At 36.7% G+C, this 25,174-nt stretch carries 17 protein-coding genes; 9 read left to right on the top strand and 8 right to left on the bottom strand.

Annotated elements, in window-relative coordinates; all coding sequences use genetic code 11:
• Positions 1–16: 16 nt before the first annotated feature.
• The gene (rbsB, locus tag RCG20_RS10005) at positions 17–946 is read left to right on the top strand and encodes a ribose ABC transporter substrate-binding protein RbsB (RefSeq protein ID WP_308184090.1); all 930 of its coding nucleotides are present in this window, start codon (positions 17–19) and stop codon (positions 944–946) included.
• Positions 947–1,305: 359 nt separating this feature from the next.
• On the opposite strand, the gene RCG20_RS10000 is transcribed toward rbsB, so the two are convergent.
• On the bottom strand, positions 1,306–1,788 hold the full coding sequence (locus RCG20_RS10000) for a hypothetical protein (RefSeq protein WP_308184089.1): 483 nt from the start codon (positions 1,786–1,788) through the stop codon (positions 1,306–1,308).
• Between the two features lie 140 nt (positions 1,789–1,928).
• Positions 1,929–3,647 carry a methyl-accepting chemotaxis protein gene (locus RCG20_RS09995; RefSeq protein WP_308184088.1) on the bottom strand — a complete coding sequence of 573 codons (1,719 nt, stop codon included), beginning with the start codon at positions 3,645–3,647 and terminating at the stop codon, positions 1,929–1,931.
• Between the two features lie 409 nt (positions 3,648–4,056).
• Between RCG20_RS09995 and RCG20_RS09990 the strand changes: the two genes are divergently transcribed.
• From RCG20_RS09990 to RCG20_RS09980, 3 genes are all read left to right on the top strand, one after another.
• Entirely contained in the window at positions 4,057–5,286 is a 1,230-nt protein-coding gene (locus tag RCG20_RS09990) for a transglycosylase SLT domain-containing protein (RefSeq protein ID WP_308184087.1), read from the top strand.
• A 572-nt stretch (positions 5,287–5,858) separates the two neighbouring features.
• Positions 5,859–6,590: a transposase gene (locus tag RCG20_RS09985; RefSeq protein ID WP_308184086.1), complete on the top strand. Its 732-nt coding sequence runs from the start codon at positions 5,859–5,861 to the stop codon at positions 6,588–6,590.
• Positions 6,591–6,851: 261 nt separating this feature from the next.
• Positions 6,852–7,877, top strand: a complete 1,026-nt coding sequence (locus RCG20_RS09980) for a Gfo/Idh/MocA family protein (RefSeq protein WP_308184085.1) — start codon at positions 6,852–6,854, stop codon at positions 7,875–7,877.
• Between the two features lie 155 nt (positions 7,878–8,032).
• Here RCG20_RS09980 and RCG20_RS09975 read toward each other — a convergent pair whose 3' ends face one another.
• The 3 genes from RCG20_RS09975 to RCG20_RS09965 all read right to left on the bottom strand — a co-directional run bounded on the left by RCG20_RS09975 (position 8,033) and on the right by RCG20_RS09965 (position 11,367).
• Positions 8,033–9,601 carry an IS1182 family transposase gene (locus RCG20_RS09975; RefSeq protein ID WP_308181295.1) on the bottom strand — a complete coding sequence of 523 codons (1,569 nt, stop codon included), beginning with the start codon at positions 9,599–9,601 and terminating at the stop codon, positions 8,033–8,035.
• A gap of 357 nt (positions 9,602–9,958) precedes the next feature.
• On the bottom strand, positions 9,959–10,678 hold the full coding sequence (locus RCG20_RS09970; protein ID WP_308184084.1) for an ABC transporter ATP-binding protein: 720 nt from the start codon (positions 10,676–10,678) through the stop codon (positions 9,959–9,961).
• Entirely contained in the window at positions 10,675–11,367 is a 693-nt protein-coding gene (locus RCG20_RS09965; protein WP_308184083.1) for an ABC transporter permease, read from the bottom strand. The genes RCG20_RS09970 and RCG20_RS09965 overlap by 4 nt, the downstream gene beginning before the upstream one ends.
• 257 nt (positions 11,368–11,624) lie before the next feature.
• Here RCG20_RS09965 and RCG20_RS09960 point away from each other — a divergent pair, with 257 nt between their 5' ends.
• The gene (locus RCG20_RS09960; RefSeq protein WP_308184082.1) at positions 11,625–12,659 is read left to right on the top strand and encodes a substrate-binding domain-containing protein; all 1,035 of its coding nucleotides are present in this window, start codon (positions 11,625–11,627) and stop codon (positions 12,657–12,659) included.
• A 106-nt stretch (positions 12,660–12,765) separates the two neighbouring features.
• Here the strand turns inward: RCG20_RS09960 and RCG20_RS09955 are convergent, their stop codons facing one another.
• A complete protein-coding gene (locus RCG20_RS09955) occupies positions 12,766–14,133 on the bottom strand; it encodes a D-serine ammonia-lyase (RefSeq protein WP_308184081.1) in 1,368 nt (455 codons plus the stop codon).
• Positions 14,134–14,611: 478 nt separating this feature from the next.
• On the opposite strand from RCG20_RS09955, the gene RCG20_RS09950 reads away from it, so the two are divergent.
• The 4 genes from RCG20_RS09950 (at position 14,612) to RCG20_RS09935 (ending at position 21,321) form a co-directional block, all read left to right on the top strand.
• On the top strand, positions 14,612–15,508 hold the full coding sequence (locus tag RCG20_RS09950) for a hypothetical protein (protein WP_308184080.1): 897 nt from the start codon (positions 14,612–14,614) through the stop codon (positions 15,506–15,508).
• Positions 15,509–15,538: 30 nt separating this feature from the next.
• Complete coding sequence (locus RCG20_RS09945) at positions 15,539–16,123, top strand: YdcF family protein (protein ID WP_308184079.1); 585 nt, start codon at positions 15,539–15,541, stop codon at positions 16,121–16,123.
• Between the two features lie 90 nt (positions 16,124–16,213).
• Positions 16,214–16,774 carry a transposase gene (locus RCG20_RS09940; RefSeq protein ID WP_308184078.1) on the top strand — a complete coding sequence of 187 codons (561 nt, stop codon included), beginning with the start codon at positions 16,214–16,216 and terminating at the stop codon, positions 16,772–16,774.
• A 449-nt stretch (positions 16,775–17,223) separates the two neighbouring features.
• Positions 17,224–21,321 (top strand): pectate lyase-like adhesive domain-containing protein, encoded by a 4,098-nt coding sequence (locus tag RCG20_RS09935; protein WP_308184077.1) that lies wholly within the window; start codon positions 17,224–17,226, stop codon positions 21,319–21,321.
• 284 nt (positions 21,322–21,605) lie between these two features.
• Here the strand turns inward: RCG20_RS09935 and RCG20_RS09930 are convergent, their stop codons facing one another.
• Entirely contained in the window at positions 21,606–22,523 is a 918-nt protein-coding gene (locus RCG20_RS09930; RefSeq protein WP_374120539.1) for an RluA family pseudouridine synthase, read from the bottom strand.
• A gap of 452 nt (positions 22,524–22,975) precedes the next feature.
• Entirely contained in the window at positions 22,976–24,997 is a 2,022-nt protein-coding gene (locus tag RCG20_RS09925; protein WP_308184075.1) for a hypothetical protein, read from the bottom strand.
• Between the last annotated feature and the right edge of the window lie 177 nt (positions 24,998–25,174).

The raw sequence follows: 25,174 nt of genomic DNA, 5'->3' as shown, positions 1-25,174 counted from the left end.
TAGGAGGAATATAAATATGAAAAAACTATTTAAAGGATTTATGTTTTTGACATTAGTAATGGTAGTATTAGCTGGTTGCTCAACAAAAGCACCTGGAACTGATAATGCTTCAAGCAAGGCTAAAAAAGGCGAAAAAGTAAAAATTGGCGTTTCCATTTCTACATTAAACAATCCATTTTTCGTTTCTTTAAAAGAGGGCGCTGAGAAAGAAGCAAAAGCTCAGGGTGCTGATATTATTGTCGTTGATTCTCAAAATGATTCTGCCAAGCAAGTAAGTGACATCGAAGATTTAATTCAAAAAGGCGTGGACGTCCTTATCATTAACCCAACTGATTCTGATGCTGTTACTGCAGCTGTTCAGTCAGCTAATGATGCTAAAATTCCTGTTATCACAGTTGACCGTAGTGCAAATGGTGGAGATGTAGTATCTCACATTGCATCTGATAACGTTGCAGGCGGAAAAATGGCTGGAGACTTTATTGCAGAAAAATTAGGTAACAAAGGGAAGGTAGTAGAGTTAGAAGGAATTCCAGGCTCTTCTGCTGCACGTGAACGTGGCGAAGGATTCCATAAAGCAGTTGACGGTGTAGCTGGTATCAAAGTAGTTGCAAAACAAGCGGCTGATTTTGACCGTGCAAAAGGATTAACAGTAATGGAAAATATTCTTCAAGGCAACAAGGATATCCAAGCAGTCTTTGCACACAACGATGAAATGGCATTAGGCGCTCTTCAAGCAATTGAAGCAGCTGGACTAAAAAATGTAATTGTTGTCGGATTTGACGCAACAGATGACGCAGTTAAAGCAGTAAAAGATGGAAAAATGGCTGCAACCATTGCACAAAAGCCAATTGAAATTGGCCAAAAAGGTGTAGAAACAGCATTGAAAGTAGCTAAAAAAGAAAAAGTTGATAAATTTATCCCAGTATCATTAGAGTTGGTTAAGTAGGAATAGTTTGGGAAGCAAGGAGGAAGCAAGGGGACGGTTCCCTTGCTTCTTTTCAATTCTCACGGGGAAGCGTAGGGACGGTTCTCTTGCTTTCATCTGTCTACGGGGAGAGCCCCACCTAGATATTCGTTTATTCTCTTTTAAAACCTAAAATTACCTAAACAGAATTTCGACATTTATTTTATATGCTTGGAGGTAAAAATCCTTTACTAATAAGTGCTTAGTGCATATTTAATCAAACGTTTGATTTAGAAGATTTGTTCAAAAAAAATGTAGAATATTACTAGAATGCGGAGTTAAATACCACTTCGCGTAGTGTAAATTCCGTCATGCCTTTTTCCTTTTGAAAATCACTATTCTCAAACGATAGTATCCGCTTCAAGACGGTTTTGGCAGAGGGTAAACAGCTGATCGAAAAATGTTTCTACATCCGAAGAAGACTTTGGAAGCGGAATTTGAAGAGTGGTCGATCCAAAGGTTTTTATAAAATAGGTTTTTCTCTCTTGATTCAATCCATCACGTTTCAAGGGGTTATATTTCCAAACAAGATGTGGATGTCCGTCAATCATTTCTATTTGCTTAAGTTCTGCAAGGGCCTTTTTATTGTGAGAATAGATCACAAACTGGAAGTCCTCATTTGGCTGTGAATGAATAAAAATAAATCGATAAATGGTATTGGAATCCAGTCTTGTTACTTCAAAACCGGAGAAAGCTTCTTTTCCCTTCTGGAAGCCCGGAAGAAAATTTTTAACAGTTGTATCCAATTTTTTAATTTCAAATAAGGTAGAAGTGGATTGTTCAATCCAATCCGATAACAAAACAACTTGGTCTTTTTTCAACATTCATTACCCCTTTTAGTTAATAAGTTAATTATAGCACTTCGGTTCCAGAACTATTAAGCAATTGCTTAATAGTAGAAATTTAGGTGGACGGGCACCATCCAGAATAAACCAAAAAACGCCCGAAATTGAGCGTTTCTCCATTAAATCTTAAAATTACCCATTAATTGACGAAGCTGGTCAGCTTGTTTTGAAAGCTCTAATGCGGCGGTTGTTACTTGTTCCATAGCAGCTGAGCCCCCCTCAGCCGCTGCTGCTGTTGATTCAGTATGGGAAGATGTTTCTATGGTAATGGCAGCCATTTCACTAAATGACTTAGAGACATCTTCGCTTAAAGTTAGGGTTTTATCGATTTGAGTTGCCATATTTGCGATGATCATAACTGTATCATCTATTTTTTCAAGGATTTTGTTTAAGGAAGAACTGGTTTCACGTGCTGTTTCAACACCTTCTTGTACTTCTTTAACCCCTTGATGGTTTTGTGAAATAATATGATTCACTTCTGTTTGGATATCCGTAATAATGGTAGTTACTTCATTTGCGGAATTTTGTGATTGTACAGCAAGCTTTCTAACCTCATCTGCCACTACCGCAAAACCTTTTCCGTGTACCCCAGCTCTGGCCGCCTCAATCGCCGCATTTAGAGCCAAAAGGTTTGTTTGATTGGAAATTTCAGTGATTGTATTGATAATATGATTGATTTTAAGAGATTTTACACCTAGTGCTTCAATTAATTTCGTATTCTCCGCAATAACTTTCTCAATTGTCTGCATTTTTTCTCCAGACAAACGAACAAACTTCTCACCGCTATTTGCAGCATTCTTCATTTCTTCAGAAGAACTCTTCATGGAAACAGCTTGTTCAAATAATTGATTGGCAACTGCTGATAATTGTTGCATTTTGACCGTTGAATCGGTCATTTGTTTTGTTGTATGTTCAACGGCCACTGCTACTTCTCCAGAAGTTTCAGCGATAGAAAGAATCGTTTTGGCCGTTTGTTCAGAAGAGGAAAATAGTTCTTGGCTGCTTGCGGAAACATTTTCACCTAAAATGGAGATTTGTTTGACTAAGTTTGCAATACCTTCAATTAATAGATTGGTATCATTGGCAAGCCCTGCTAATTCATCCTTAGTTTTAACATGAATCCGCTTTGTTAAATCCCCACCGGCATTCGCAATGTCAATAATTGACCTACTAATTCTTCGAACATTTTTTCTGATATTAGAAGATAGGGTGAACCCAAAGAAAATAGCTAACAAAAGGGCGAGTCCTGAAAGAACAGAAGTACCGACAGTGCCCATAACTACCTTTTGATTAAGTTGGTCAATTTTTGCCTGTGTAGCTTTTTGCTGTTCTTCATTAAAAACACGGAGGGATTCAAGTAACTGCACATGTATTTTGAAGCCTTCTGGAGAGTTAATCCTTTCAGCAGTTGCTTCAGCCCCATTATTTCTTCTGATCTCAATAATTTGATCAATCTGTTGTAACCATAGTTTGTAGGTTTCCTCAATTTTTTTCCACTCATTAAGCTGTTTTGGATTATCCTTTATAATAGATTCCATTGTCTGAAAACTTTGATCAACTGAATTTTTCCCATTTCCATAGGGTGCTAAAAATGACTCAGATCCTGTTATAACAAACCCTCTTTCGCCACTTTCTATATCTGAAATTGACTTAGAAACCACTCCGCTTTCTTGGGATATTGTCATATCATGATTTAAAATCGAGTCCAATTCCGCTTTTAACGATTGGACATTCAGTAAAGATGTAATATAGATTGCCGCAATAATAATAATTAAAATACCAAAAGATAATACAATTTTTCCACGAATGGTTCGTCCGTAAAGAAGCAACTTTCTCATGGAATTCCCCCTTGTTCTATATTTCCATACTACAATCATATAGTAGCCAGTTTTTTGTGACAAGGGAGAAGTGAGTTTAAATATCAGAAAATACTGAAAAAATACCAAACCAGGTGACAGGCACCATCCAGGGAATTTCCATATTAATAGTGTCATGGACTGTTCGTTTAATAAGGACAATAAGATTAGGGAAAGACTCCAGTATACTGCTAATGGAAGTGTTGTTGTTCTTTGAAAGTTGGTAAGTGTTCCCTTATTCTGGTAGTTTGGTCTGTTTAATGATAAAATGATAGAATGGTAGACTATAATCACATAATATAGTTTAGTTTGGTTACGGAAACTCAATAAGCAATATAACTTAGACACCCTTAGATAGTTTAAAAGATAATTAGATGGGAGTAGTGAACAAATGAAAATCATACTAAGTGCTGGATTATTTATGCTGTTAACACTCGGTTTATTTTATGGAAATGCTTCTGCAGAGTCAGTATTTCCTTCGAAGTGCACACAGTTTGGAGCTATTCAGCCAAATGAAAATCCCTCTTTTCAGCATGTCAACTGCTTGCTCACAAACGCTGCTTTAGAAAAAGGAATTCCTCCTGAAGTGGTTAAAGCTGTAGCTTCGCAGGAAAACGGCTGGAAACAATTTGATGTTAATGGTCAGCCAATTGTCTCAGCAGACGGTGGAATTGGTCTCATGCAGGTTACGAATCAACCAAGCTATGATCAAGATAAATTGAAAACCGATATCTACTATAATATCGAAAAAGGCGTTGAGGTCCTTTCGAGTATGTATGACAGGACAGACCTTCCTAAAATAAAAGGTGCTGACCGCCAGGTAATTGAGAATTGGTACTTCCCTGTGATGGCCTACAACGGAACAAAGCCTGTAAATAGCCCTCTTGTTCAGCCTAGTACGGTAATAAATACAGGGGCATATCAGGAAAAAGTCTTTACTCTTATTGTAAAAGATAGTTTCTTAGGTGATACAAAATTGGGGCAGTTCCCTTTTAAAACAAGCGATTTTGAATATAATCCAAACAGCGACGAAAATATTAAATTTTTAACAAAGGAATATACACTAACTGGGCCGTTGCATACATCATCATACTTTTTTAAAAATGGTGAAAAGGTTACGGTAACAAAGGATGATGTAAACGTTAGGCCACAGCCGGATAGTCCTGCAAGCGGTCAATTAGCAAAAAATACTACCCTCATTATTAATGGTAGCTTTACTTATAATAAATCTTTAAATAGTCCAAACCAATTTGTGTGGTACCCATTCAAGACGGTGGACCAAAAGGTATCAGGCTTTATTTCCTCTGCATATATTAAAACATTTGATCCTTGTACGCAGTATCATAAGGGTCAGATAATATATTGGGATGGAGTTGTGCTTAAGCCAGGACAATTAGGAAGATTAACGGTTCTTCAAAATACAACCCAATTTAAATTAGATGGATCAAGTTCACTACCATTGAAAAAGAGTACTCAACCTTACCGAATATATGCCTTTAAAGATACTATGCTTAGTGTTGGTGGAGGCTACTATGTTGACCGCAATCCAGCGATAGTAAAATACGAAACACCAAGCAAAGACAAATTGATTGCAGTAAAGTGTATTGCTGATATGAAGTAAGGAAGCAAGAAGAAGCAAGGGGACGGTTCCCTTGCTTCTTTTCAATTCTCAAACTATAGAGGGTAATCTTTGTTTTCAATGCTAGTTATCCTCTGTTTTTTTAATTTGTTAGTAGCGTTTGCAGGAATGTTGATATAAGTGTTGAATATAAAATTAGCTGCCATCTCTCCATCTTATCTCCAATTTACTATCCTCATATTGTCCACCATCCGTTTTTACTTCTTTTTACACTCGAATATTCTCATATCAATTTTCTTCTTTTTTTCTCAAAATTTCATTTCTAAGTATCGGTTTAAAAGGGCTTGAGGGCTGTTGGGTTCAGTTAGATGTATTGATTCAAAAGGAAATGATTCCATAGTGTGGTTGTTGATTTTTCAATGGGAAGTCTCTGGGAGTTCGATGTTTAAGGGCGATTTGTTGTGATTAAGAGGGAATTTTTAGTCCATTGCAAATAAGAGAGCCATCCCTTCATTCAACATGAAGGTGAAAAAGAAAAATATAGATCCTGGAAAGTGGTGATAGAGATATCTCGTAGAGCTAGGGTGAAAAGTAAAAATGGAGTGTACCACATCATGTTAAGAGGTGCAAATAGACAGGAAATATTTCATGATGATGAGGACTGCATAAAATTTCTTGATATTATTCAAAAATATAAAATAAAATCGGAAATGGACGTTTATGCTTGGTGCTTGATGAGTAATCATGTGCATCTGCTTTTGAAAGAAGGCAAGGAAGATATTTCAGTTACAATGAAACGCATTGGTGTTAGCTTTGTCTGGTACTATAACTGGAAGTATAGAACAACGGGGCATCTTTTTCAGGATAGGTTCAAAAGTGAAAATGTAGAAACGTATAAATATTTACAAACAGTCATACGATATATCCATCAAAACCCGGTAAAAGCTGGAATAGTCAATAGAGCTGATGAATGGAAGTGGAGTAGTTGTCTCGGATACTATGGGAAAAATCTTTATCCAAAGAATATGCTGGATTTTGATTTTATTTTAAGCATGTTTTCTGCTGATCTAACGCTTGCCAAAGAAAGATTTAAAGAATTTAATGACAAAAAAAATAATGATCAATGTCTAGATGATAAAATAAATGAAAGAAAAAAGTTAACCGATGAAGACGCAAGGCTAGAAATCAAGAAATTTCTTGGTGCGATTGAGGTAGCACAAGTAAAGAGCTTACCAAAGTTAAAAAGAAATGAAATTTTGCGAGAAGTAAAAATTATCGATGGAATATCACATCGCCAGCTTGCAAGAATTTTGGGCGTTTCCCCTAACCTTGTATTTAAAGCTTAGAGAAAGCGAAGAGACGGTTCCCTTGCTTCCTATGTTTTGATAGTAAATCAGCTAAAAATATCGTAGAATAATGTCATATGATTACCAATGTTGAATATATGGGTGGTAAAATATTAAAGCATAGGGATAGGTGGAAGCAGTAGAACCGTCCCCAGCTTCTTTCTCATGTTAAATATGGTAGAATATTTAAAGCGTAGGGAAAGAGGGAAGCAGAAGAACCGTCCCTTTGCTTCCTACAACTATTATATAGAGGTGAATGAAATGTCAAAACTTAAGTTTGCAATACTAGGTTGCGGAAGAATTTCATACAAACATATCGAAGCATTACTCAATAATGATCAAGATGCAACACTTGTTGCTGTATGTGATATTGTTGAAAGTAAGGCAATTGAAAGAAAAGAGCAATATCAAAAAGGATTAGAAAATTCAAATGTGAAAGTTTACACTGACTACATAGAAATGTTAAAGAATGAAGACATTGATGTAGTGACAATCGCTACTGAAAGTGGTTATCATGCAAAACATGCAATAGATTGCATTAATGCGGGCACACATGTCTTAATTGAAAAACCTATGGCTCTTTCAGTGGAAGACGCAGACAGAATTATTGCCGTAGCAAAAGAGAAAGATAAAAAAGTGTGTATCTCACATCAAAATAGATTTAATCCGCCAATTCAAAAATTAAGAAAAGCCATTGAAGAAGGCAGATTTGGCAGAATAATGAACGGAACGGCCAGAATTCTTTGGACTAGAGATAATAATTATTATAAACAAGCTCCATGGAGAGGTACGAAAGAGCTTGATGGTGGAACTCTTATGAATCAATGTATCCATAACATTGACCTTCTTCAGTGGATGATGGGTTCAGAGGTTGAAAGAGTCCATGCAGAGCGATCAACCTTTTTAAGGGACATTGAAATGGAAGACTTCGGGGCAATCCTAATCAGATTTAAAAATGGATCTATTGGAATTGTTGAAGGATCTGCTTGCGTCTATCCGAAGAACCTTGAAGAAACGTTAAGCATTTTCGGTGAAACAGGAACGGTTGTCATTGGTGGACTTGCAGTTAACGATATCAAGACTTGGGATTTTGCTGATAAAAAAGACTATGATAGCGAAGACGATAGCACTGAAATTGATAATGTCTATGGTTCAGGCCATACACCGCTTTATAAAGACTTTATCGACGCCATTCATACTAATTCCGAGCCTTTAATAAATGGCGAAGAAGGTAAGAAAGCAATGGAAATCATCTTGATGGCTTATGAATCAAGTGAAAAGTGGTAGGTGACAGGCACCATCCATAAATTGGGTGATGGCTTTATCTTGGAATAATAATAAAAGAGGCTGGGACATAACTAGCTTCAAATAGTAAGAAAGGTGAATTTGAGCTTACTCAAATTCACCTTTATCTATTTTGGGGTGTTAATTCTTCTATTACCTTAGTTGTTGGCAGTGAATTTTCTTAAATTCACTGCCATTAACGCGAGGCCCATTTCGTTTTCTACTTTCGATTTTCCTCGTACAGAAAACCGAGAGAAACGCAAATTAGCCTTCAAGAATCCAAAAACTGGTTCCACATCGATTTTGCGTTTTCGATAGATGGCACTCGTTTTCTCTTCTGAAAGCTTCTCTCTTACATATTCTTTTTGCTGTTCCCATTTTTCATTCACCATTAGTTTTCGATTGTTTCCTTCTTTTGCTTTTGTACATGATGAACGGAACGGGCATCCTGAACAGTCTTCGCATTCATAGATTTTGAACTTCCGTTGGAAGTCTGTACGGTCATTACGTATAGAATGATATTGAAATTTAAGAAGTTTCTGATTGGGACATGTATATGTATCTGTTTCTTCATTATACTGCCAATTGTCGGGATTAAATGTGTTTTGTTTATACTTTTTCTTTTGTTCTTTCAAATACATGTTATACGTAATAAGTGCTTCTCGTTTTCTGTTCGAAAGGATATCATTATAGTTTTGTTCACTACCATAACCTGCATCTGCGACAATGTGTTTCGGTAACTCGAAATAATGCTGCTCGATCTCATCTAGAAATGGAATTAACGTACGTGTATCTGTTGGGTTTGAAAATAAACTATAGGCAAGCGCGTATTGACCTTCCGTTGCGATTTGTACATTGTAACCTGCCTTCAATTGTCCGTTTTGCATATAATCATCTTTCATTCGCATAAATGTCGCATCCGGATCTGTTTTAGAATAGCTATTACGTGTGCCAAATATTTCAAAGTCTTGTTGGTATTTCTGTTTTCGTAAGACAAAATCAATCAACTGTTTACGCACTTGTTTCGGGTATTTGCGTTCACTTCTTAAGGCTTTTCGTTCTAGAACGTCTGTCGATACTTCAATTTGTTTATCATACTCGGTTACGACATCGTCCACTTTTTTAACCAATTGAGCGATCTCTTCCAATGATAACTGTTCATCGCTTTCACATTTAATTTCAGGTATGATTTCGTTCTCAAGTAGTTCATTGTATAGCTGATTTGACTTTTCAATTAAACTTTGATGATATTTCTCAACCGATTTCTTCCAGACAAACGTAAATTTATTCGCATTCGCTTCAATCTTTGTGCCATCGATAAAAACCGCTTCTTGATCGATAAGTTTTTCTTCAATCAATTGGCAACGGAATTGGACGAAACATTGGCGGATTAAATCTTTCACTTCTGATTGAACACGGAATCGGTTTATTGTGCGGTAGCTTGGTTCATGTCCTTGAGCCAGCCACATCATACGGATACTATCTTTTAATAATGCTTCAATTTTACGCCCTGAAAAGACAGATTGTGTGTAGGCACATAAGATAATTTTAAGCATCATGCGTGGATGATAGGCTGGGCAACCCTCATTTCGAAGAAATGGTTCGAACGCTTCATGAGGGATACTTTCAACTAAATGATGGACATGGTAGGCAATATCATTATTTTGTAATTTTACTTCTAAATCTAAAGGCAAAACTAATTGATTCATGATATAATTTTTGAACATAAGGACCCTTCTTTCGGATGAAATTTGGTGTGGTAACTTTATTTTATCAGAAGTGGCCCTTATTTTTATTGGAAAATAATCAAAGCCGGTGAAATTTTACTTATCGTAAAATTCCACCGGCTTTTTCATCTCAGAGGTGGGTTTTGTCCCAGCCTCTTTGTGTTAAAACGTTAATACATGATCATATATATGATCACGGCTTGATTTATGATTCACATTAAGCTCTTTGCCTTTTTCGTAAAAGTGATCCATATCCGCTGGTGGTACAAGTGCACCACCGGTTGCCTTTCTCCAAACCTAAGTTCAGGCATAGAGAAAGGGGGAAGCAGAAGAACCGTCCCCCTGCTTCCCCTTCCCCTAAACCCATTCAAGAAAGTCAATTAGTTCTTTTGTTTTGGGATTTTCCAATAAATCCGTAATATCACCAGACTCGGTCATTTTACCCTTTTCAATAAAAATTCCATGTTGCCCAATTCTTCTTGCCTGATTCATATTATGGGTAGCAAGTATAAGGGTTGCTCCTTTTTCTTCGCAATACTTAATGATTGCTCGCTCGATCAATTGAACATTGAAGGGATCCAGATTTGCTGTAGGCTCATCTAAAAGCAAAAGCTCAGGTTCAAGAACGAGGGATCGGGCTAAAGCAACACGTTGGATTTCTCCTCCAGAAAGAGATTCAACATTCCTCTTTTCATAGCCTTCTAAACCCAAAAGTTTTAGAATGTTGCTTATTTTTAGTTGTCGATCATCTTTCGAATCCTTTCGAAACTTAAGCCCTAGGCCAACATTATCTTCAACACTTCCAAAGAACATAACTTCTTGCTGTGCAACATAAACCATTCTTTTTCTTAACAACCGTTTGTTCTTTTTCTCCATTTTTTCATTAAATAAAAAAATCTCTCCTGAGCTATACGATTGAAGGGTAGCGATTGATTTTAGTAGAGTACTTTTCCCCGCCCCACTAGGGCCAATGATAACGTATCTTTTACCTGAATTTACCTGAAAATTATCTATTTTAAGTAGGGTTTTATTTGCTGTTTTAACAGTTACCTGTTGAAGAATAACGGTATTTGTCATGATTGAATCACCTCAGTAAAAGATGCCCTTTTAAACATAAATTTCCATAATACTGAAAAATTAATTAAAAAACTAATAAGTAGTAGAACTGCTCCTAAAGCAAGTGCAACGTTAAAATTTCCTTGTCGTGTTTCCAAAATCATGGCAGTAGTCATAACACGTGTACTTCCTTCAATATTTCCTCCAACAAGCATGACCGCACCTACTTCGGAAATTGCTCTACCAAATGCGGTTAAACAAGCTGTAATGATACCCCGCCTTGATTCTCGTAATAAAACCTTCCATAGTTGAAAATCATTTGCTCCCAATGTAAGAGCAGCGGCAGAATATTTCTTGTCGTTTGAAGATATTGCGGAGTATGTAAGTCCAGTGACAATGGGAGTAATTAAAATAGTTTGTGCAATAATCATCGCTGTTGGAGTAAATAGGAGTTGTGCAGAGCCTAAAATTCCATGCCTTGAAAGTAACAGATAAACGATTACTCCTATTAAGACTGGCGGCATTCCCATTAGTGTATACACAACAGAAAGAATAATTTTTTTCCCAATAAAATTATAAATACCGAGTGTTGTCCCTGCTAAGATTCCGATGATGCTTCCGATCACCATTGCAGTCAATGAAACTTGTAATGAGAGTTTGATAATTTCTAGAATAGCATCATCTTTAAAAAGTGAGATCCAACCATTCATTTTCTGTTCCTCCGTCAAAATAATATAAAATAATCGTATATTTTTTTGAAATAATTGGCAAGGGGAATAATATATATTCATTAGCTTTTGTTAAGTTCTATCTATATTAGTTACTGAAATATGGCATAAATTTGAACGAAATTAAACAGAACTTAACGAAACTTCACAAAACTTAACAAAAGCAAAAGTAAAGTATTTACATTTGAAAAATTACCCATTATTGTTAAATTGTTAGATTACTATTGGAGGGATAAAAAGTGAAAAAGCGCAATCTATTAGTATCCATTTTAACAGCATTTCTTCTAGTCTTTTCTATCATTACACCTTCATTTGCAGCTTCAACAACAAGTACAAAGGTATTGAAATCAGTTACTGCTTCACAAAGTCTAAAAGTCCGTAATGATGCGGGAACAAAATATAAACAAATAGGGACCGCGAAAAAAGGGAAAGTACTAGATGTTGTTAGTAAAAAAAGTACATGGTATAAAATTAAATGGAATGGTACATTTGGGTATGTTTACGCTAAATATACAAAGGCAGTCGCTAAAAAGGTAAAGCTTGAAAGCAACTTTATCCTTGCAACTACAACAAGTACACAGGATTCTGGTTTGTTAGATGCGATTATCCCAGTATTTGAAGCAAAATATGATGTTGATGTTAAAGTGGTTGCAGTAGGTACAGGGCAAGCAATTAAAATGGGTGAACAGGGCGACGCTGACGTATTGCTTGTTCATGATAGAAAAAGCGAAGATAAGTTTGTGAAGGAAAAACGTGGTGAGATGGCTTACAATCTAATGTACAATCAATTTTTATTAGTTGGGCCAAAGGCGGACCCAGCTAAAATAAAAAATTCCAAAACGGTTGAAAGTGCATTAAAGAAAATAGTGAGTACAAAATCAACCTTTATCTCTAGAGGTGATGATTCAGGTACAAACAAGAAAGAAATTAGTATCTGGAATGATTTAAACATTAAGCCAAGTGGAGACTGGTATAAAAAGGCCGGATCCGGCATGGGAGATACATTACGAATGGCAGATGAAATGGGTGGTTATACACTTACAGATGAAGCTACCTTCCTAACAAATAAAACTGGTTTAGTAAACTTAGTTTCAGGACAAAAAGAACTTCTAAATCCATATGGTATTATGAGAGTAGTAGGAACGAAAAAGCCAAATTCTAGTAAAGCCTTTATTGACTTCCTAGTAAGCAAAGAAGGACAAAAGCTAATCGGAAAATATGGCAAAACGAAATTTGGAAAACCATTATTCGTACCAAATGCTTCAAAACGTTAATTTTTCGTGCATAGTCAGCATTAGAATATGGGATTAAGATGCCCGAAAATGCATAATCATAAAAACAAAGCGGATTCTATCTTGATAGAATCCGCTTTGTTTTGTGTTAAACCGTTAATGCGTAATCACGGCTTGATTTACGATTCACATTAAGCTCTTTGCCTTTTTCGTAAAAATGACCCATATCTGCTTGTGGTACAAGTGCACCACCCGTTGCCCATGCGATATGTGTTGCATTCTTTTCATTCAATTGTTTGCTTTCCATATAACTTGAATGTAGGACTTGTCCAGGTCCTAAAAGGCCTGAAGTTGATGATGGTTCTAGATAAATGTTTTCATTGTCAACAAGTAAGGTGAGTAGTCGATATAGGTCATCGTCTTCTACTGTAAAAACACCACTGATGAGATGTTCACTGATTGGCGTAGCAAAACGGGATGGACGCCCAACAGCTAGGCCATCTGCTTCAGTGCGATTATCGATACCGAAATCTTGCACGCAGACTTTGTCCTTTTCACCTGTTAACAATCCAATTAAAACAGCAGGCGAATGGGTTGGTTCCACAAAGAAGCAATGGACATGATCACCAAATACTTGTTTCAAGCCAAATGCAATTCCGCCTGGTGAGCCACCGACACCACAAGGAAGATAAACAAACAGCGGATGTTCTGCGTCGACTTTAATCCTTTTTTCTTCGAGTTGCTTTTGGATTCTTAATGCCGCAACACTATATCCCAAGAACAAATGCTTGGAATCTTCGTCGTCAACAAAATAGGCCATAGGATCTGCAAGAGTTTTCTGTCTACCCTCGCTGATGGCCTCGCCAAAATCTCCAGCAAACTCGTGCACTGTTGCTCCTTTTTCACGAAGCAAATCTTTCTTCCACTGCTTTGCATCCGAGGACATGTAAACGGATACATCAAAACCCAGCTTAGCACTAATAATTCCAATACTTAATCCAAGATTTCCAGTTGAACCAACGCCAATACTATATTGACCAAAGAATTCTTTAAACTTCTCGCTTGAAAAAATTTCGTAGTTGTCATTTTCCTTCACTAATCCTGCTCCAATTGCCAATTGTTCTGCATGATGAAGAACTTCGTAAACTCCGCCTCTTGCTTTAATGGAACCAGCAATAGGTAATTCATTATCACACTTTAAATAAAGATCTCCGACAATTGCAGGTGGAAAATCATTATTCAGCACTGTTTTCATACTCGCAATCTTTTTCAATGGAGATTCAATGATCCCATTTGTTTCCTTGGTTTCAGGAAATTCAATTTCTAAAAATGGAGCAAAACGTTGCCATAATAGCTCAGCTTGCTCAATATCATGTAAAGTTACCGGCAGCTCAGGCACATCTACCATTTGTTTTAAAAGTGGATTAAGCCATAAAACAGGCTGATGTTTCGTTATTTCTGTTAATAACGGATATTCTTGCTGCCATATGTCAAGTTCTCTCGTTGAAAAAACCATATATAAACACTCCTACTTAATAATGATAATCATTATCACGAATTTACTACTAATGAATTTTAACATGATTTCTGATGCTTGTCATTGCCTGTTATTTTCCTCATTTTCCCTTGGTGCCTGGCGCGGTATGTAGAGAGTGTCTAGAGTAATATCTGTGATGACAGGCACCATCCATATATTAGGTGTCTTTCTGAGATTAAAGAACAAAAATAGTAATTGAAAAGTCATTGTAGAATTGGAGAGGGGAAATTTAATAAAGTGAGATATTTTTATGGCAAAACATCAAATTTAATGTGGATTCTCTAAACTATTGCAGGGTAGTCTTTATTAGAAAGGAGCATATCGCTCCTAAATTTATCCCTTCCATCAGATTTGTAGAAAGTGGATTATTGTTGAATCTTTTTATATAAAAAGGTAATCTGGTGACAGACACCATCCAAAAAATTGGTAGAAAACTATTTAAAATAGGAGCGCAAAAATGATTTATAAGATAGAGAGAATTTATCAAAAGGGTAGTAGAGACATTAATGAAGATGCTTATGTAATGAATAAAGAAGATGGTATTTTCGCAGTTATAGATGGGGCAACTGGTGTTGGCGGATTGTCTGGTATCATTGCATCCAATATTATTCGTGATGCTATGCTAAGAGAAGATGGTAATCTTCTAGAGCGAGTTTTAAAAGGGAATGTTATCCTTGGTGAGAAGGCTGTTGTGACATTAGGGGAAGCAGGAATCAAGAAAATCGGGGATATTCCTAAATATAAACGAAGCTCGTGTAGTCTTGCTGCAATCCAACTCCCGCTCTCTGGTTTAAAAATGAAATACGTTACAGCTGGGGACTGCTTACTTTTTATACAATATAAAAATAATGAGATTCGCCAGGTCAATCATGATCATGTCGCTCCGTTGGACAGTTTTGGGATTCATTTAGCACAAACGGAGTGGCGGAAATATGTATCGGAAAATGAAGATCCGAATAAATGGGGTTTATATGAAATAAACCAAACGACAAAAGCTATTCTAGAAGCAGTTCACGACACTTTACAGCAAAACCGAAATAAAATGAACACTTCAGAAGGTTATGGCATTATTGACGGAAGTGAAGAAGTCGATGAATTCTTAGAAAGCGGGGTAATTCCGTTAATTAATGTCAAGAAAATCTTGCTCCTATCAGATGGTCTGAGGGTTCATTCCAACCGTAATCAAGTTATTGAAAATGAATGGTTATACTCTGCTAAATTGGCATTCGAACATGGGCTGTCATATCTCGAAAAAACTATTATGGACATTGAAATAAATGATCTTGCTTGCTATCAATATCCTCGCTTTAAACAACATGATGACAAAACGGGGTTATTGATCCACTTAGGGTGACAGGCACCATCCAAATATTAGGAGTAAAAAATGATAAAAAGTAAAAAGAGAGTAATATTTTGTATATTTATTTTGATAGTTTTGGCAGGTTTGTTTTTTAATTTAGGCAAGTTCTTGGTCATTGACGACAATTCTGCTAAGTCCGATGCCATCCTTGTGTTAAGCGGAGATCGCGGGGAGAGGATTGAAAAAGCGGCTTATCTTTTTCATAAAGGGTATGGTCATTATTTTGTTATTTCAGGCGGAAGTATTTATAACGATATAACGGCTGCCCAATTGATGAAAGATCATGCAATAAAGTTGGGGGTGCCAGAAAAGTTAATCATCCTCGAAAATCGAGCTGATAGTACATACGAAAATGCCCACTTCACAAAAAACCTTCTTAAGAATTACCCGATTCATTCTGCGATTGTGGTTTCATCGAATTATCATATGCGGAGAGTGAAAATGATTTTTGACCGGGAATTTAAAAATGAATCTATCAAACTCACCTATTCGGGTGCAAAAGACTGGTATTTTGATGAAAGACGCTGGTTTAGTAATAATAAAAGAATTGTTCTTCTACTAAATGAGTATATGAAGTTTATTGGATATGCCTTTGGGAAAAATTATTAAGGGCTAAGCCTTATCTGGTGACAGGCACCATCCAAATATTGTATAATGAGGGTACCTTTAAACTATTTGGAAATCTGAAAGGAGTCGAAGATGGGAAGAAAAAGAAGACAATGGATTCCGTATGCATACCACCATATTTATTCAAGAGGTAACAACAGGCAAAATATCTTTTGTGATAGTACTGATATGGTAGAAGTTTTTCGCCTCCTGACTATGATTCATGAGGATACCCCGATTTCAATCTGCGCGTTCTGCATCATGACTAATCACTATCATTTCCTACTAAAATCAGAAGAAGTATCTATTTCAAAAATCATGAGTATTTTTAATAAGAGATACACAGATTATTATAATCGTAGGTATGAGCATGTTGGGCATGTATTCCAACAACGATTCAATAGCTCTCCAGTTCTTTATCCACACGATCTCCTTCGCGTCAGCAAATATATTCATCGAAATCCTATCAATACAAAAAATCCCATGGTACCACGAATGGAGGATTACCCATACAGCAGTTACCAATACTATAAAACTTCCTGCCCACCACCATACCCATTTATGAAACCCAATGATCTATCTTCCGCCTTTGCAATTCCAGAAGAAAATGCTTTATTTGAATACTGTAAATACGTGGAACGGGAGGAGGTATAGGGGACAGACAGATTAGATAAAGCACCTGATTCTTCTTTTCTTTATTCAGTGAAAGTACAACTAGCGTTATATGTCCTATTTAAGATTCAGTTTATAGTTTTTACTAAATTCGCCTAATCTCCATTAGAATTACGTTCACTAAACTTCCACTTTCTTATTTCTCATTTGCAATATTAGTTTTGAATACCCCATTTATGTAGATAAACTCACGAGCCATCTATCACTATATGAGGACAAGGATGTGTTTTCTTTTTAAGAATTCCTCACTATTCAGTTATGAAACGGCGCAAATATTCCGAAAAATAGGTCCAATATCATATAAAAATATATTTTTTGGAAAAAAACAAGTAACTATTGACTATATTGTAATATTTTGAAAGAATAAGGATATTGGATATTCCAATTATTAACAAGATTATCTAAAAAAATACAAAAAAAGGGGTAGTTTTATGTCGAAAAAGTCAAAATATTCAAAGCTATTGGTTTTATCTTCTGCCGCAGCTGTCACTGGAATTGTAGTTGCAGCAGCTAACCCAATGCAGGCGGATGCAAGTTCAAATGCAGATCAACTGGTAAAAAAGGCCGAGAAATTGGCTGGTGCATTAAAGTGGGAAGTTTCCTATGAACATCGGAATGTAGTCAATCCAGCTAAAGCAGTTGATTATCCAAATATGTCATTGTTTAATGAAACGAAAGCGGCTTTAAAGGCAGCTGAACAAGCTGTAAAAGAAACTAATGGAAAAGAAAAAGAAGTTCTTGAAGCAAGATTGAGCCAAAATGTAAAGATATATTTTGATCGTTCAGTTAAGTACATTGATGCAGTGACAGCAGGGAAGAAGATTTTAGAAAAGTCTTCTGTGTTGGATGCTAAGTTAAAACTAAATGTAATTGACAGCACAACGGAAGCTGCTTATCATGATTTATCCCGAGAAATAACGAAAAGATCTCCAATTCTGTATAAAGCATATGGTAAAACCACTAGAGATGCCTTAACAGCTGCCTATCAGCAAAAAGCATATGATGTAAAAAAAGCTGCTCTTTATCCAGTATCCATTAAAATTGAAATGGATCGATTAAATAATGCAATAGAAAAACAAGATGCTGAAAAAGTAGCTTACAATATTGATAGACTTGATAAATTTTTTGCAAATGGTTTAAAAGAAAAATTACTAGATAAAAATACTAAGATATTTCAAACCTTAGATACTACATATAAGGCTTCAGCTGAAAAATACGAGAAAATTGTTACTGTTATAAAATCCGATTCCATGGATTCTACTAAACCTACTTTGTTTGGGGGAACTTCTCAAACTGTACAAAAATTTGATAAGACCATCGTTATTGTGGCGGGGAATGGACAACATATCAAACTTGCTAATGCTGAAATCAATGGCGATATTATTATAAAAGGCGATTCGACAGGCGCAGGTACCGTTTACTTAGATAACGTAAAAGTAAACAAAGTCAATAATAAGGGTGGAGCAATTATTGTTGATGATGTTGCCGATCACAGTTTACATCAGACTAATGTTACGGCTGAAGAATTAAGAGTAAACGACGTAAATGGTTCAAACATTATTGCGGAGCAAGGCACAAGAATTAAATCCCTTGTTGTCACTGAAAAGGCAGGAGCAACTGGTGGGATCAGCCTTGAGTCTAAAGATAAAGCAGCCTATGGAACAGTTGAACTTGCTTCGAAAGGAGCAGAAAAATCTGAAGGAGTAACTCTAAAAGGTGACTTCTCAGAATCAAAAGTAGCAGTCACAGGAGAAGGATCTTCCTTGAAAGTGGCTAAAGATGCAATAGTTAAAGAACTTGACATAAAAACAGAAGCAAAAGTACAAGCTGATGCAGGCGCAAAAGTACAAGCTGTTAACCTTTCAGCCGAAAAGAAAGGTCAGAACATTAGCTTAGCCGGTGACTTTAAAAGCACAGTTGTCAACATTACAAATGCAAATGCTGCAATTAAAGTGGCTGAAAACACAGAAATCAAAGAAGTCAAAAAAGACAGTAGCGTAACAGAGAATGTTTCAGTGGATAATAAAGGGAAAATTGAAACTTCTACTGGGGTTGTAGTAACAAATAATCCGCCGGCAACGAATAATCCTACAACACCTCCATCTTCTGGGGGAGGAGGGCAGCCAGTAGTAATAGCTGTCACTCTAGGAAATGGATCCATAGGAATAGCTGGCAATCAAAAAATTACTGGTTTAATAACCGGAAAAAGATATGTTGTTACGATAGGTGGAAAGATATACGGTATAAAGGCCAATGGGACATTAGGAACTGAAAACTCTACAGCAGAAGCTTTAACTGGTACAGAGATTACAGGTTTAACTAATGGAATGACTTATTCTGTTGCAGAAGATCAAGCCACATTAGCAATCGCAAATGTAAAAAGTTTAGAGGAATTAAAAGCAGCGTTAGCTGATGAGACAAAAACAACCATTAATGTAACAGCTAGCTTTAGTACGGCGGAAAAAATAGTTGTAAGCCGTCCGGTTACGATCAATGGTGGAAATAATACTATTACATTTACAGGGGATATTACTGGCTGGCAAGGAAACTATGTACTCCAAGTTTATAACACGACAGGAGTAACTGTAAGCGATCTAAAACTACAAGGAGCAGATGGTGCCTTATTAGTTAATGGCTCAGAAGTAACTCTAACTGGAACCATGGATGTAAGTGGAAATGAATATGGTGGAATTGAAGTAGGGAAAGGTAGTGGAGTACAAGCAGATCCATCACTTACAGTAACAGGCGCAAGCTTTGTGAATAGTACAGAAGCCTACGGCTTACCAACTATTTGGGAAGATGGGGTAACTGGTAAAGTGACGGGATTTGATGGAACACAAATTATAAAGGGTACTCAACCACAATATTATTTAGATGCAACACACTCAGTAGATCAAGCCACATTAGCAATCGCAAATGTAAAAAGTTTAGAGGAATTAAAAGCAGCGTTAGCTGATGAGACAAAAACAACCATTAATGTAACAGCTAGCTTTAGTACAGCGGAAAAAATAGTTGTAAGCCGTCCGGTTACGATCAATGGTGGAAACAATACAATTACATTTACAGGGGATATAACTGGTTGGCAAGGAAACTATGTACTTCAAGTTTATAACACGACAGGAGTAACTGTAAGTGATCTAAAACTACAAGGAGCAGATGGTGCCTTATTAGTTAATGGCTCAGAAGTAACTCTAACTGGAACTATGGATGTAAGTGGAAATGAATATGGTGGAATTGAAGTAGGAAAAGGTAGCGGAGTACAAGCAGATCCATCACTTACAGTAACAAACGCAAACTTTGTGAATAGTACAGAAGCCTACGGCTTACCAACTATTTGGGAAGATGGGGTAACCGGTAAAGTAATAGGATTTGGTGGAAAACAAATTACAAAGGGTACTCAACCACAATATTATTTAGATGCAACACACTCAGTAGATCCAGCCACATTAGCAAATGTAAAAAGTTTAGAGGAATTAAAAGCAGCGTTAGCTGATGAGACAAAAACAACCATTAATGTAACAGCTAGCTTTAGTACAACGGAAAAAATAGTTGTAAGCCGTCCGGTTACGATCAATGGTGGAAACAATACAATTACATTTACAGGGGATATAACTGGTTGGCAAGGAAACTATGTACTTCAAGTTTATAACACGACAGGAGTAACTGTAAGTGATCTAAAACTACAAGGAGCAGATGGTGGCCTATTAGTTAATGGCTCAGAAGTAACTCTAACTGGAACTATGGATGTAAGTGGAAATGAATATGGTGGAATTGAAGTAGGAAAAGGTAGCGGAGTACAAGCAGATCCATCACTTACAGTAACAAACGCAAACTTTGTGAATAGTACAGAAGCCTACGGCTTACCAACTATTTGGGAAGATGGGGTAACCGGTAAAGTAATAGGATTTGGTGGAAAACAAATTACAAAGGGTACTCAACCACAATATTATTTAGATGCAACACACTCAGTAGATCCAGCCACATTAGCAAATGTAAAAAGTTTAGAGGAATTAAAAGCAGCGTTAGCTGATGAGACTAAAACAACCATTAATGTAACAGCTAGCTTTAGTACAACGGAAAAAATAGTTGTAAGCCGTCCGGTTACGATCAATGGTGGAAACAATACAATTACATTTACAGGGGATATTACTGGTTGGCAAGGAAACTATGTACTTCAAGTTTATAGCACGACAGGAGTAACTGTAAGTGATCTAAAACTACAAGGAGCAGATGGTGGCCTATTAGTTAATGGATCAGCAGTAACTCTAACTGGAACCATAGATGTAAGTGGAAATGAATATGGTGGAATTGAAGTAGGAAAAGGTAGCGGAGTACAAGCAGATCCATCACTTACAGTAACAAACGCAAACTTTGTGAATAGTACAGAAGCCTACGGCTTACCAACTATTTGGGAAGATGGGGTAACCGGTAAAGTAATAGGATTTGGTGGAAAACAAATTATAAAAGATACTCAACCACAATATTATTTGAATGCTGAAAATGCGACAGTAGCAACAACGCAATCATAGGAGGGACACAGGGGCAGGTCCCATGTCTCTGTAGAAAAAGAATGTTGGAAGGAAAGCTCTGTGGAGAGAAATGTCTGCAGGGCTTTTTTTATTTCTAAAACCGTGGAAACACAGGGATAGGTTCTACGTCCCAGTAGACAGAAGGAAGGCCTTTTTGAGAGAAATCAGTTTTTTTTAATTCATAAGACCAAATTAACCAACAATTCAACCATAATAGATAGCCAAATTTTACACCTAGCCCATCACCAACTACAAGCATCTGATTCTGGGCCAGGTACCAACTTCTATTTAACCATTCGCAAAAACTTCCCCGGTATATCCGTTTTAAAGTGCATGATCGCACCAGTTGTTGGGTGGGTAAATTTAATTTCTAAAGCATGAAGCCCCATACGACCAATTGGGTTTTGGGTTGAGCCATATTTTTTATCGCCAACAATGCTGTGGCCTAAGGTCTGCATGTGAACACGGATTTGATTCTTTTTTCCGGTTTCAAGTCTGACCTCTAGTAAAGAGTAATTCTGGTTCTTTTCTAGAACTTTATAGTGTGTTATTGCTTTTTGCCCACCATTCGGTGTTGGATTGGAATACATTTTGAGTGTTTTGCTCTCTGTTAGCCATGATGTAATCGTACCTTCAGGCTTTTGAACAGCACCCTCCACTAGAGCAATATATCTACGATCCTGAACAGATTCTTTCCAAGAGTTCTGTAAGAGTTGTTGTACTTCCTTGCTTTTCGAGTACATCATGACTCCTGAAGTATCTCGGTCAAGTCTATGAACAACGAATATTCTATTCTTTGGATTGACCAATCTTACATGTTCCATTAAGAAATGATATGCTGTTTCCTTCTTTTCTTTTTCAGAAGCAATCGATAGCAAACCAGCTTCTTTATTAATCACGATAAGGTCCTGATCCTCATGAAGAATTTTCAAACCTACTAACTTTTCTTCATTCCCTACTTGAGCCCAGCTGATAACAACTTGTTGCCCAACCTCTAACGGATGGTTGTACTGTGTCGTTTTTTTTCCAGCAACCGAAACCTGTCCACGTGCTAATATTCCCTTGATATGATTGCGCCCTTTGCCTGCTAATTTTTCTAGCAAGAACTTCATTAATTCAGTTTTTTCCGTTACAGCTAAGGTAGTTTCACGTGCCTGTTCATTTCTTTTTTGTTTCTTTACATTGATAGGTTTGTTCATCATAATCCTCATTTTATATATATTTTTTTCTGCTTTTATTATATCCAAATATAGTACAAGACACCATAGATGGTGTCTTGTACCGTTGGTGGACAGATTGAATCCTTGTGGGACAGTAAATGGATGATAGTTGTAGTTACTAAGGTTAACATGTTTTTATCGCTGTGGCGAATTGCGATTCATCAGCCACCCTAGGAACTTCTTTAGCTCTTCCTTGCCACTTGTCTAGTTATTTTATAGCAGAAATATTACCGTCTGTTGAAAAATTTAAAAGGGTATTTGTCGATAAAAAGAAAAATCGCTTTGAATTTACCGAAATATAAGGTTAATCAAACGTTTGATTAAATTGTCCATTTGTATTGATATCAAAAGGTTTTATTCATAATCGAACTAAAAAAAATGTAGAAAATGGTCATATATAAAAAATTCAAGCACCGGGCTCCCGGTGCTTGAGTTTACGGTCTATACACCCACAAATCACTGTTATCCGAAAAATAGATATCCCCCTTTGGGTCCGTAGCGATATCGTCAACCCCACTGTTTCGTAGCATCTCCACCTTCATGGTTTTAGGATTAACCCTAAATAAATGCTTTTCAATTGATCCGTAGATGTTACCATCTTGACCATTTAACAGGTTGCCATTTTTGAAGCGTCCACTTGTGGTTGGGACTATATTGGTGACTTTCATGCTTTTCTTTTTCACATCATATACAAATAAGTTTCCATCGCTTAATCCCCAAATTCTTTGATCAGGGCCAAGAAGTAAAGCATGGATCAGCCTTGGCTTTTTCGTTGGGGGAGTGAGAATTTCGATCTTTCCATTAGGCTGGTCTGCCTTAAGTCGGAAGAAAACAGCATTCGCTTTTCCTTCTAAATTTTTCCCGCTAAAAATAGATGTCCCACCGTAAATATATCCATTTGAATAGGTGAGGCATGCAATGCTTTGGTTCGGAACGATATTTTTCCTAACCACCAATTTTTTTGTTTTTGTATCATAAATGGCTAAAGCACCGCCAACCTCTCCATTTTTCGGATGGGTACCAATAAAGAGTTTATTCAACTTATCAACACCGACCATTGCAAGCGTACGATCCTGACCATAGCCAATACTAAAAAGTGGTTTTACACTATCTGCAGCATATCCATCATATGGATTGTACTCGTAGACTGTTGCACCAGGATAAATGCCAAGATACATTTTACCATTTAAAGCTGTTATTCCCTCTGCTTGCCCGATGTTACGAAGAACGGTATTTGTTCCGGATTCTGGGTCATAAATAGACATGTGTCCAGTTACAAAGCCACTGCTGTAAATTGTACCCTTCAATCCACTTGCAATATTATAGATAGGAACATATTGCGGTGGGAGTGGTAGCTTATCAATCGTATAAGTTTGACTATTCAATTGATAAATTAAATAGGTTCCGGTATTGCCTAGCAGCCCTACAAGTGCTGGTCCATCAGAAAGGTTTACAAAATCGAGTGAGACTGCTTCGGTGCCCTTTAATGTAAAATTAAACATTGTTTGTTTCGCGCTTGATACATCATATTCAACCAAATGATATTGATTTGTGTAATAGACTTTTTTTCCGTCTGGAGAAATGGGAGAAACTCCTCGTGAACTTGCATCAAGTTCACCCATAAATGCATATGTTTTCGAATTAAATAGTAGAATTTTTTTGCTAGGCTCAAGCTTTGCAAATAAAATTCCCTTTTCCTCATCTAAATCATAAATTGAGGTTTCATTTTGATATTTTTTTGGAAGAATAGCTTTTTTCTTATTTGCTGTTTGATTCCAGGCAATTAGTTCTGCCTTTGAACCTAAACCAACAAACAATGTTTTACTCTCATCGGAATAGGCTAAACTTCGGGCCAATTTCTTCCCGGCTGATACCTGCCCTAGGTCTTTAAATCCCTTTCCTTCAATATATCTAAAAACATTACCCCCATATGAAGAACTTCCAAAAACGGTCCCATCCTTAGTAATCTCCAAATCATGGATAGATGTACTCGTTTTGTTGCTCGCCTTTCCAAGGTTTTTCATTTTTTTAGAATTGGGATTATAGCAATAAAGCTGTTCATTAGGTGTTCCACCAATCCAAACCATCCCCTTTGAATCAACCGCAATAGCCCAGGCGATCGAGGAGTCTTTGAGGGGTTGTTCATCAACGAGCTGATTTGTCGCTAAATCAATGACTGCAAGCTTCGCTGGTTCACCTTGTAAAATAACATACATAAGGGCTGTTCCGTTTTCCGTGTTCCCTGCAGCAGCTGTAATCGCGTTTGTATTGACAATTTGCGGACCAATTTTACTAAATGTATTTTCTCGAAGATCCGGTACGGTTTTAGAATGGGAGATGGTTTTAGGAGTCGCTTCACTTTTTGCATTTTGTAGCATTTCAGATTCAGTAGTAAAGGTAGGATTTATAGTAAAAAGGATTATTAAAGTGAGAACCAAAATTTTTACTAATTTCATAGATGAAAGTCCTCCAAAAAGGTTTATGTGTATTCCCAGTTTAACATTTAATAGGTGACAGGCACCATCCAGTATCTGGATGGTGCCTGTCACCTATTGGTTATTAATTGGAAATTCGAAATAGGCAATCTAGATTTTAGGTGATATAATAAAAAAGTAGAGTAGGAGGTGAATGAA

The sequence above is a fragment of the Neobacillus sp. PS3-40 genome, assembly GCF_030915485.1.
Lineage (GTDB): Bacteria > Bacillota > Bacilli > Bacillales > Cytobacillaceae > JAUZPL01.
The sequence above is the reverse complement of the archived record's forward strand: the minus strand, read 5'-3'. Positions and strand labels throughout refer to the sequence as shown.

Excerpts from the sequence above, each read along its gene's own strand:
- RCG20_RS09925 (WP_308184075.1), bottom strand. The coding sequence starts at position 24,997 with ATGAAATTAGTAAAAATTTTGGTTCTCACTTTAATAATCCTTTTTACT.
- RCG20_RS09940 (WP_308184078.1), top strand. The coding sequence starts at position 16,214 with ATGGGAAGAAAAAGAAGACAATGGATTCCGTATGCATACCACCATATT.
- RCG20_RS09975 (WP_308181295.1), bottom strand. The coding sequence starts at position 9,601 with ATGTTCAAAAATTATATCATGAATCAATTAGTTTTGCCTTTAGATTTA.
- RCG20_RS09985 (WP_308184086.1), top strand. The coding sequence starts at position 5,859 with ATGTTAAGAGGTGCAAATAGACAGGAAATATTTCATGATGATGAGGAC.
- RCG20_RS09935 (WP_308184077.1), top strand. The coding sequence starts at position 17,224 with ATGTCGAAAAAGTCAAAATATTCAAAGCTATTGGTTTTATCTTCTGCC.
- RCG20_RS09995 (WP_308184088.1), bottom strand. The coding sequence starts at position 3,647 with ATGAGAAAGTTGCTTCTTTACGGACGAACCATTCGTGGAAAAATTGTA.
- RCG20_RS09930 (WP_374120539.1), bottom strand. The coding sequence starts at position 22,523 with ATGATGAACAAACCTATCAATGTAAAGAAACAAAAAAGAAATGAACAG.
- RCG20_RS09980 (WP_308184085.1), top strand. The coding sequence starts at position 6,852 with ATGTCAAAACTTAAGTTTGCAATACTAGGTTGCGGAAGAATTTCATAC.
- RCG20_RS09990 (WP_308184087.1), top strand. The coding sequence starts at position 4,057 with ATGAAAATCATACTAAGTGCTGGATTATTTATGCTGTTAACACTCGGT.
- RCG20_RS09965 (WP_308184083.1), bottom strand. The coding sequence starts at position 11,367 with ATGAATGGTTGGATCTCACTTTTTAAAGATGATGCTATTCTAGAAATT.
- RCG20_RS10000 (WP_308184089.1), bottom strand. The coding sequence starts at position 1,788 with ATGTTGAAAAAAGACCAAGTTGTTTTGTTATCGGATTGGATTGAACAA.
- RCG20_RS09945 (WP_308184079.1), top strand. The coding sequence starts at position 15,539 with ATGATAAAAAGTAAAAAGAGAGTAATATTTTGTATATTTATTTTGATA.
- RCG20_RS09950 (WP_308184080.1), top strand. The coding sequence starts at position 14,612 with ATGATTTATAAGATAGAGAGAATTTATCAAAAGGGTAGTAGAGACATT.
- RCG20_RS09970 (WP_308184084.1), bottom strand. The coding sequence starts at position 10,678 with ATGACAAATACCGTTATTCTTCAACAGGTAACTGTTAAAACAGCAAAT.
- RCG20_RS09955 (WP_308184081.1), bottom strand. The coding sequence starts at position 14,133 with ATGGTTTTTTCAACGAGAGAACTTGACATATGGCAGCAAGAATATCCG.
- rbsB (WP_308184090.1), top strand. The coding sequence starts at position 17 with ATGAAAAAACTATTTAAAGGATTTATGTTTTTGACATTAGTAATGGTA.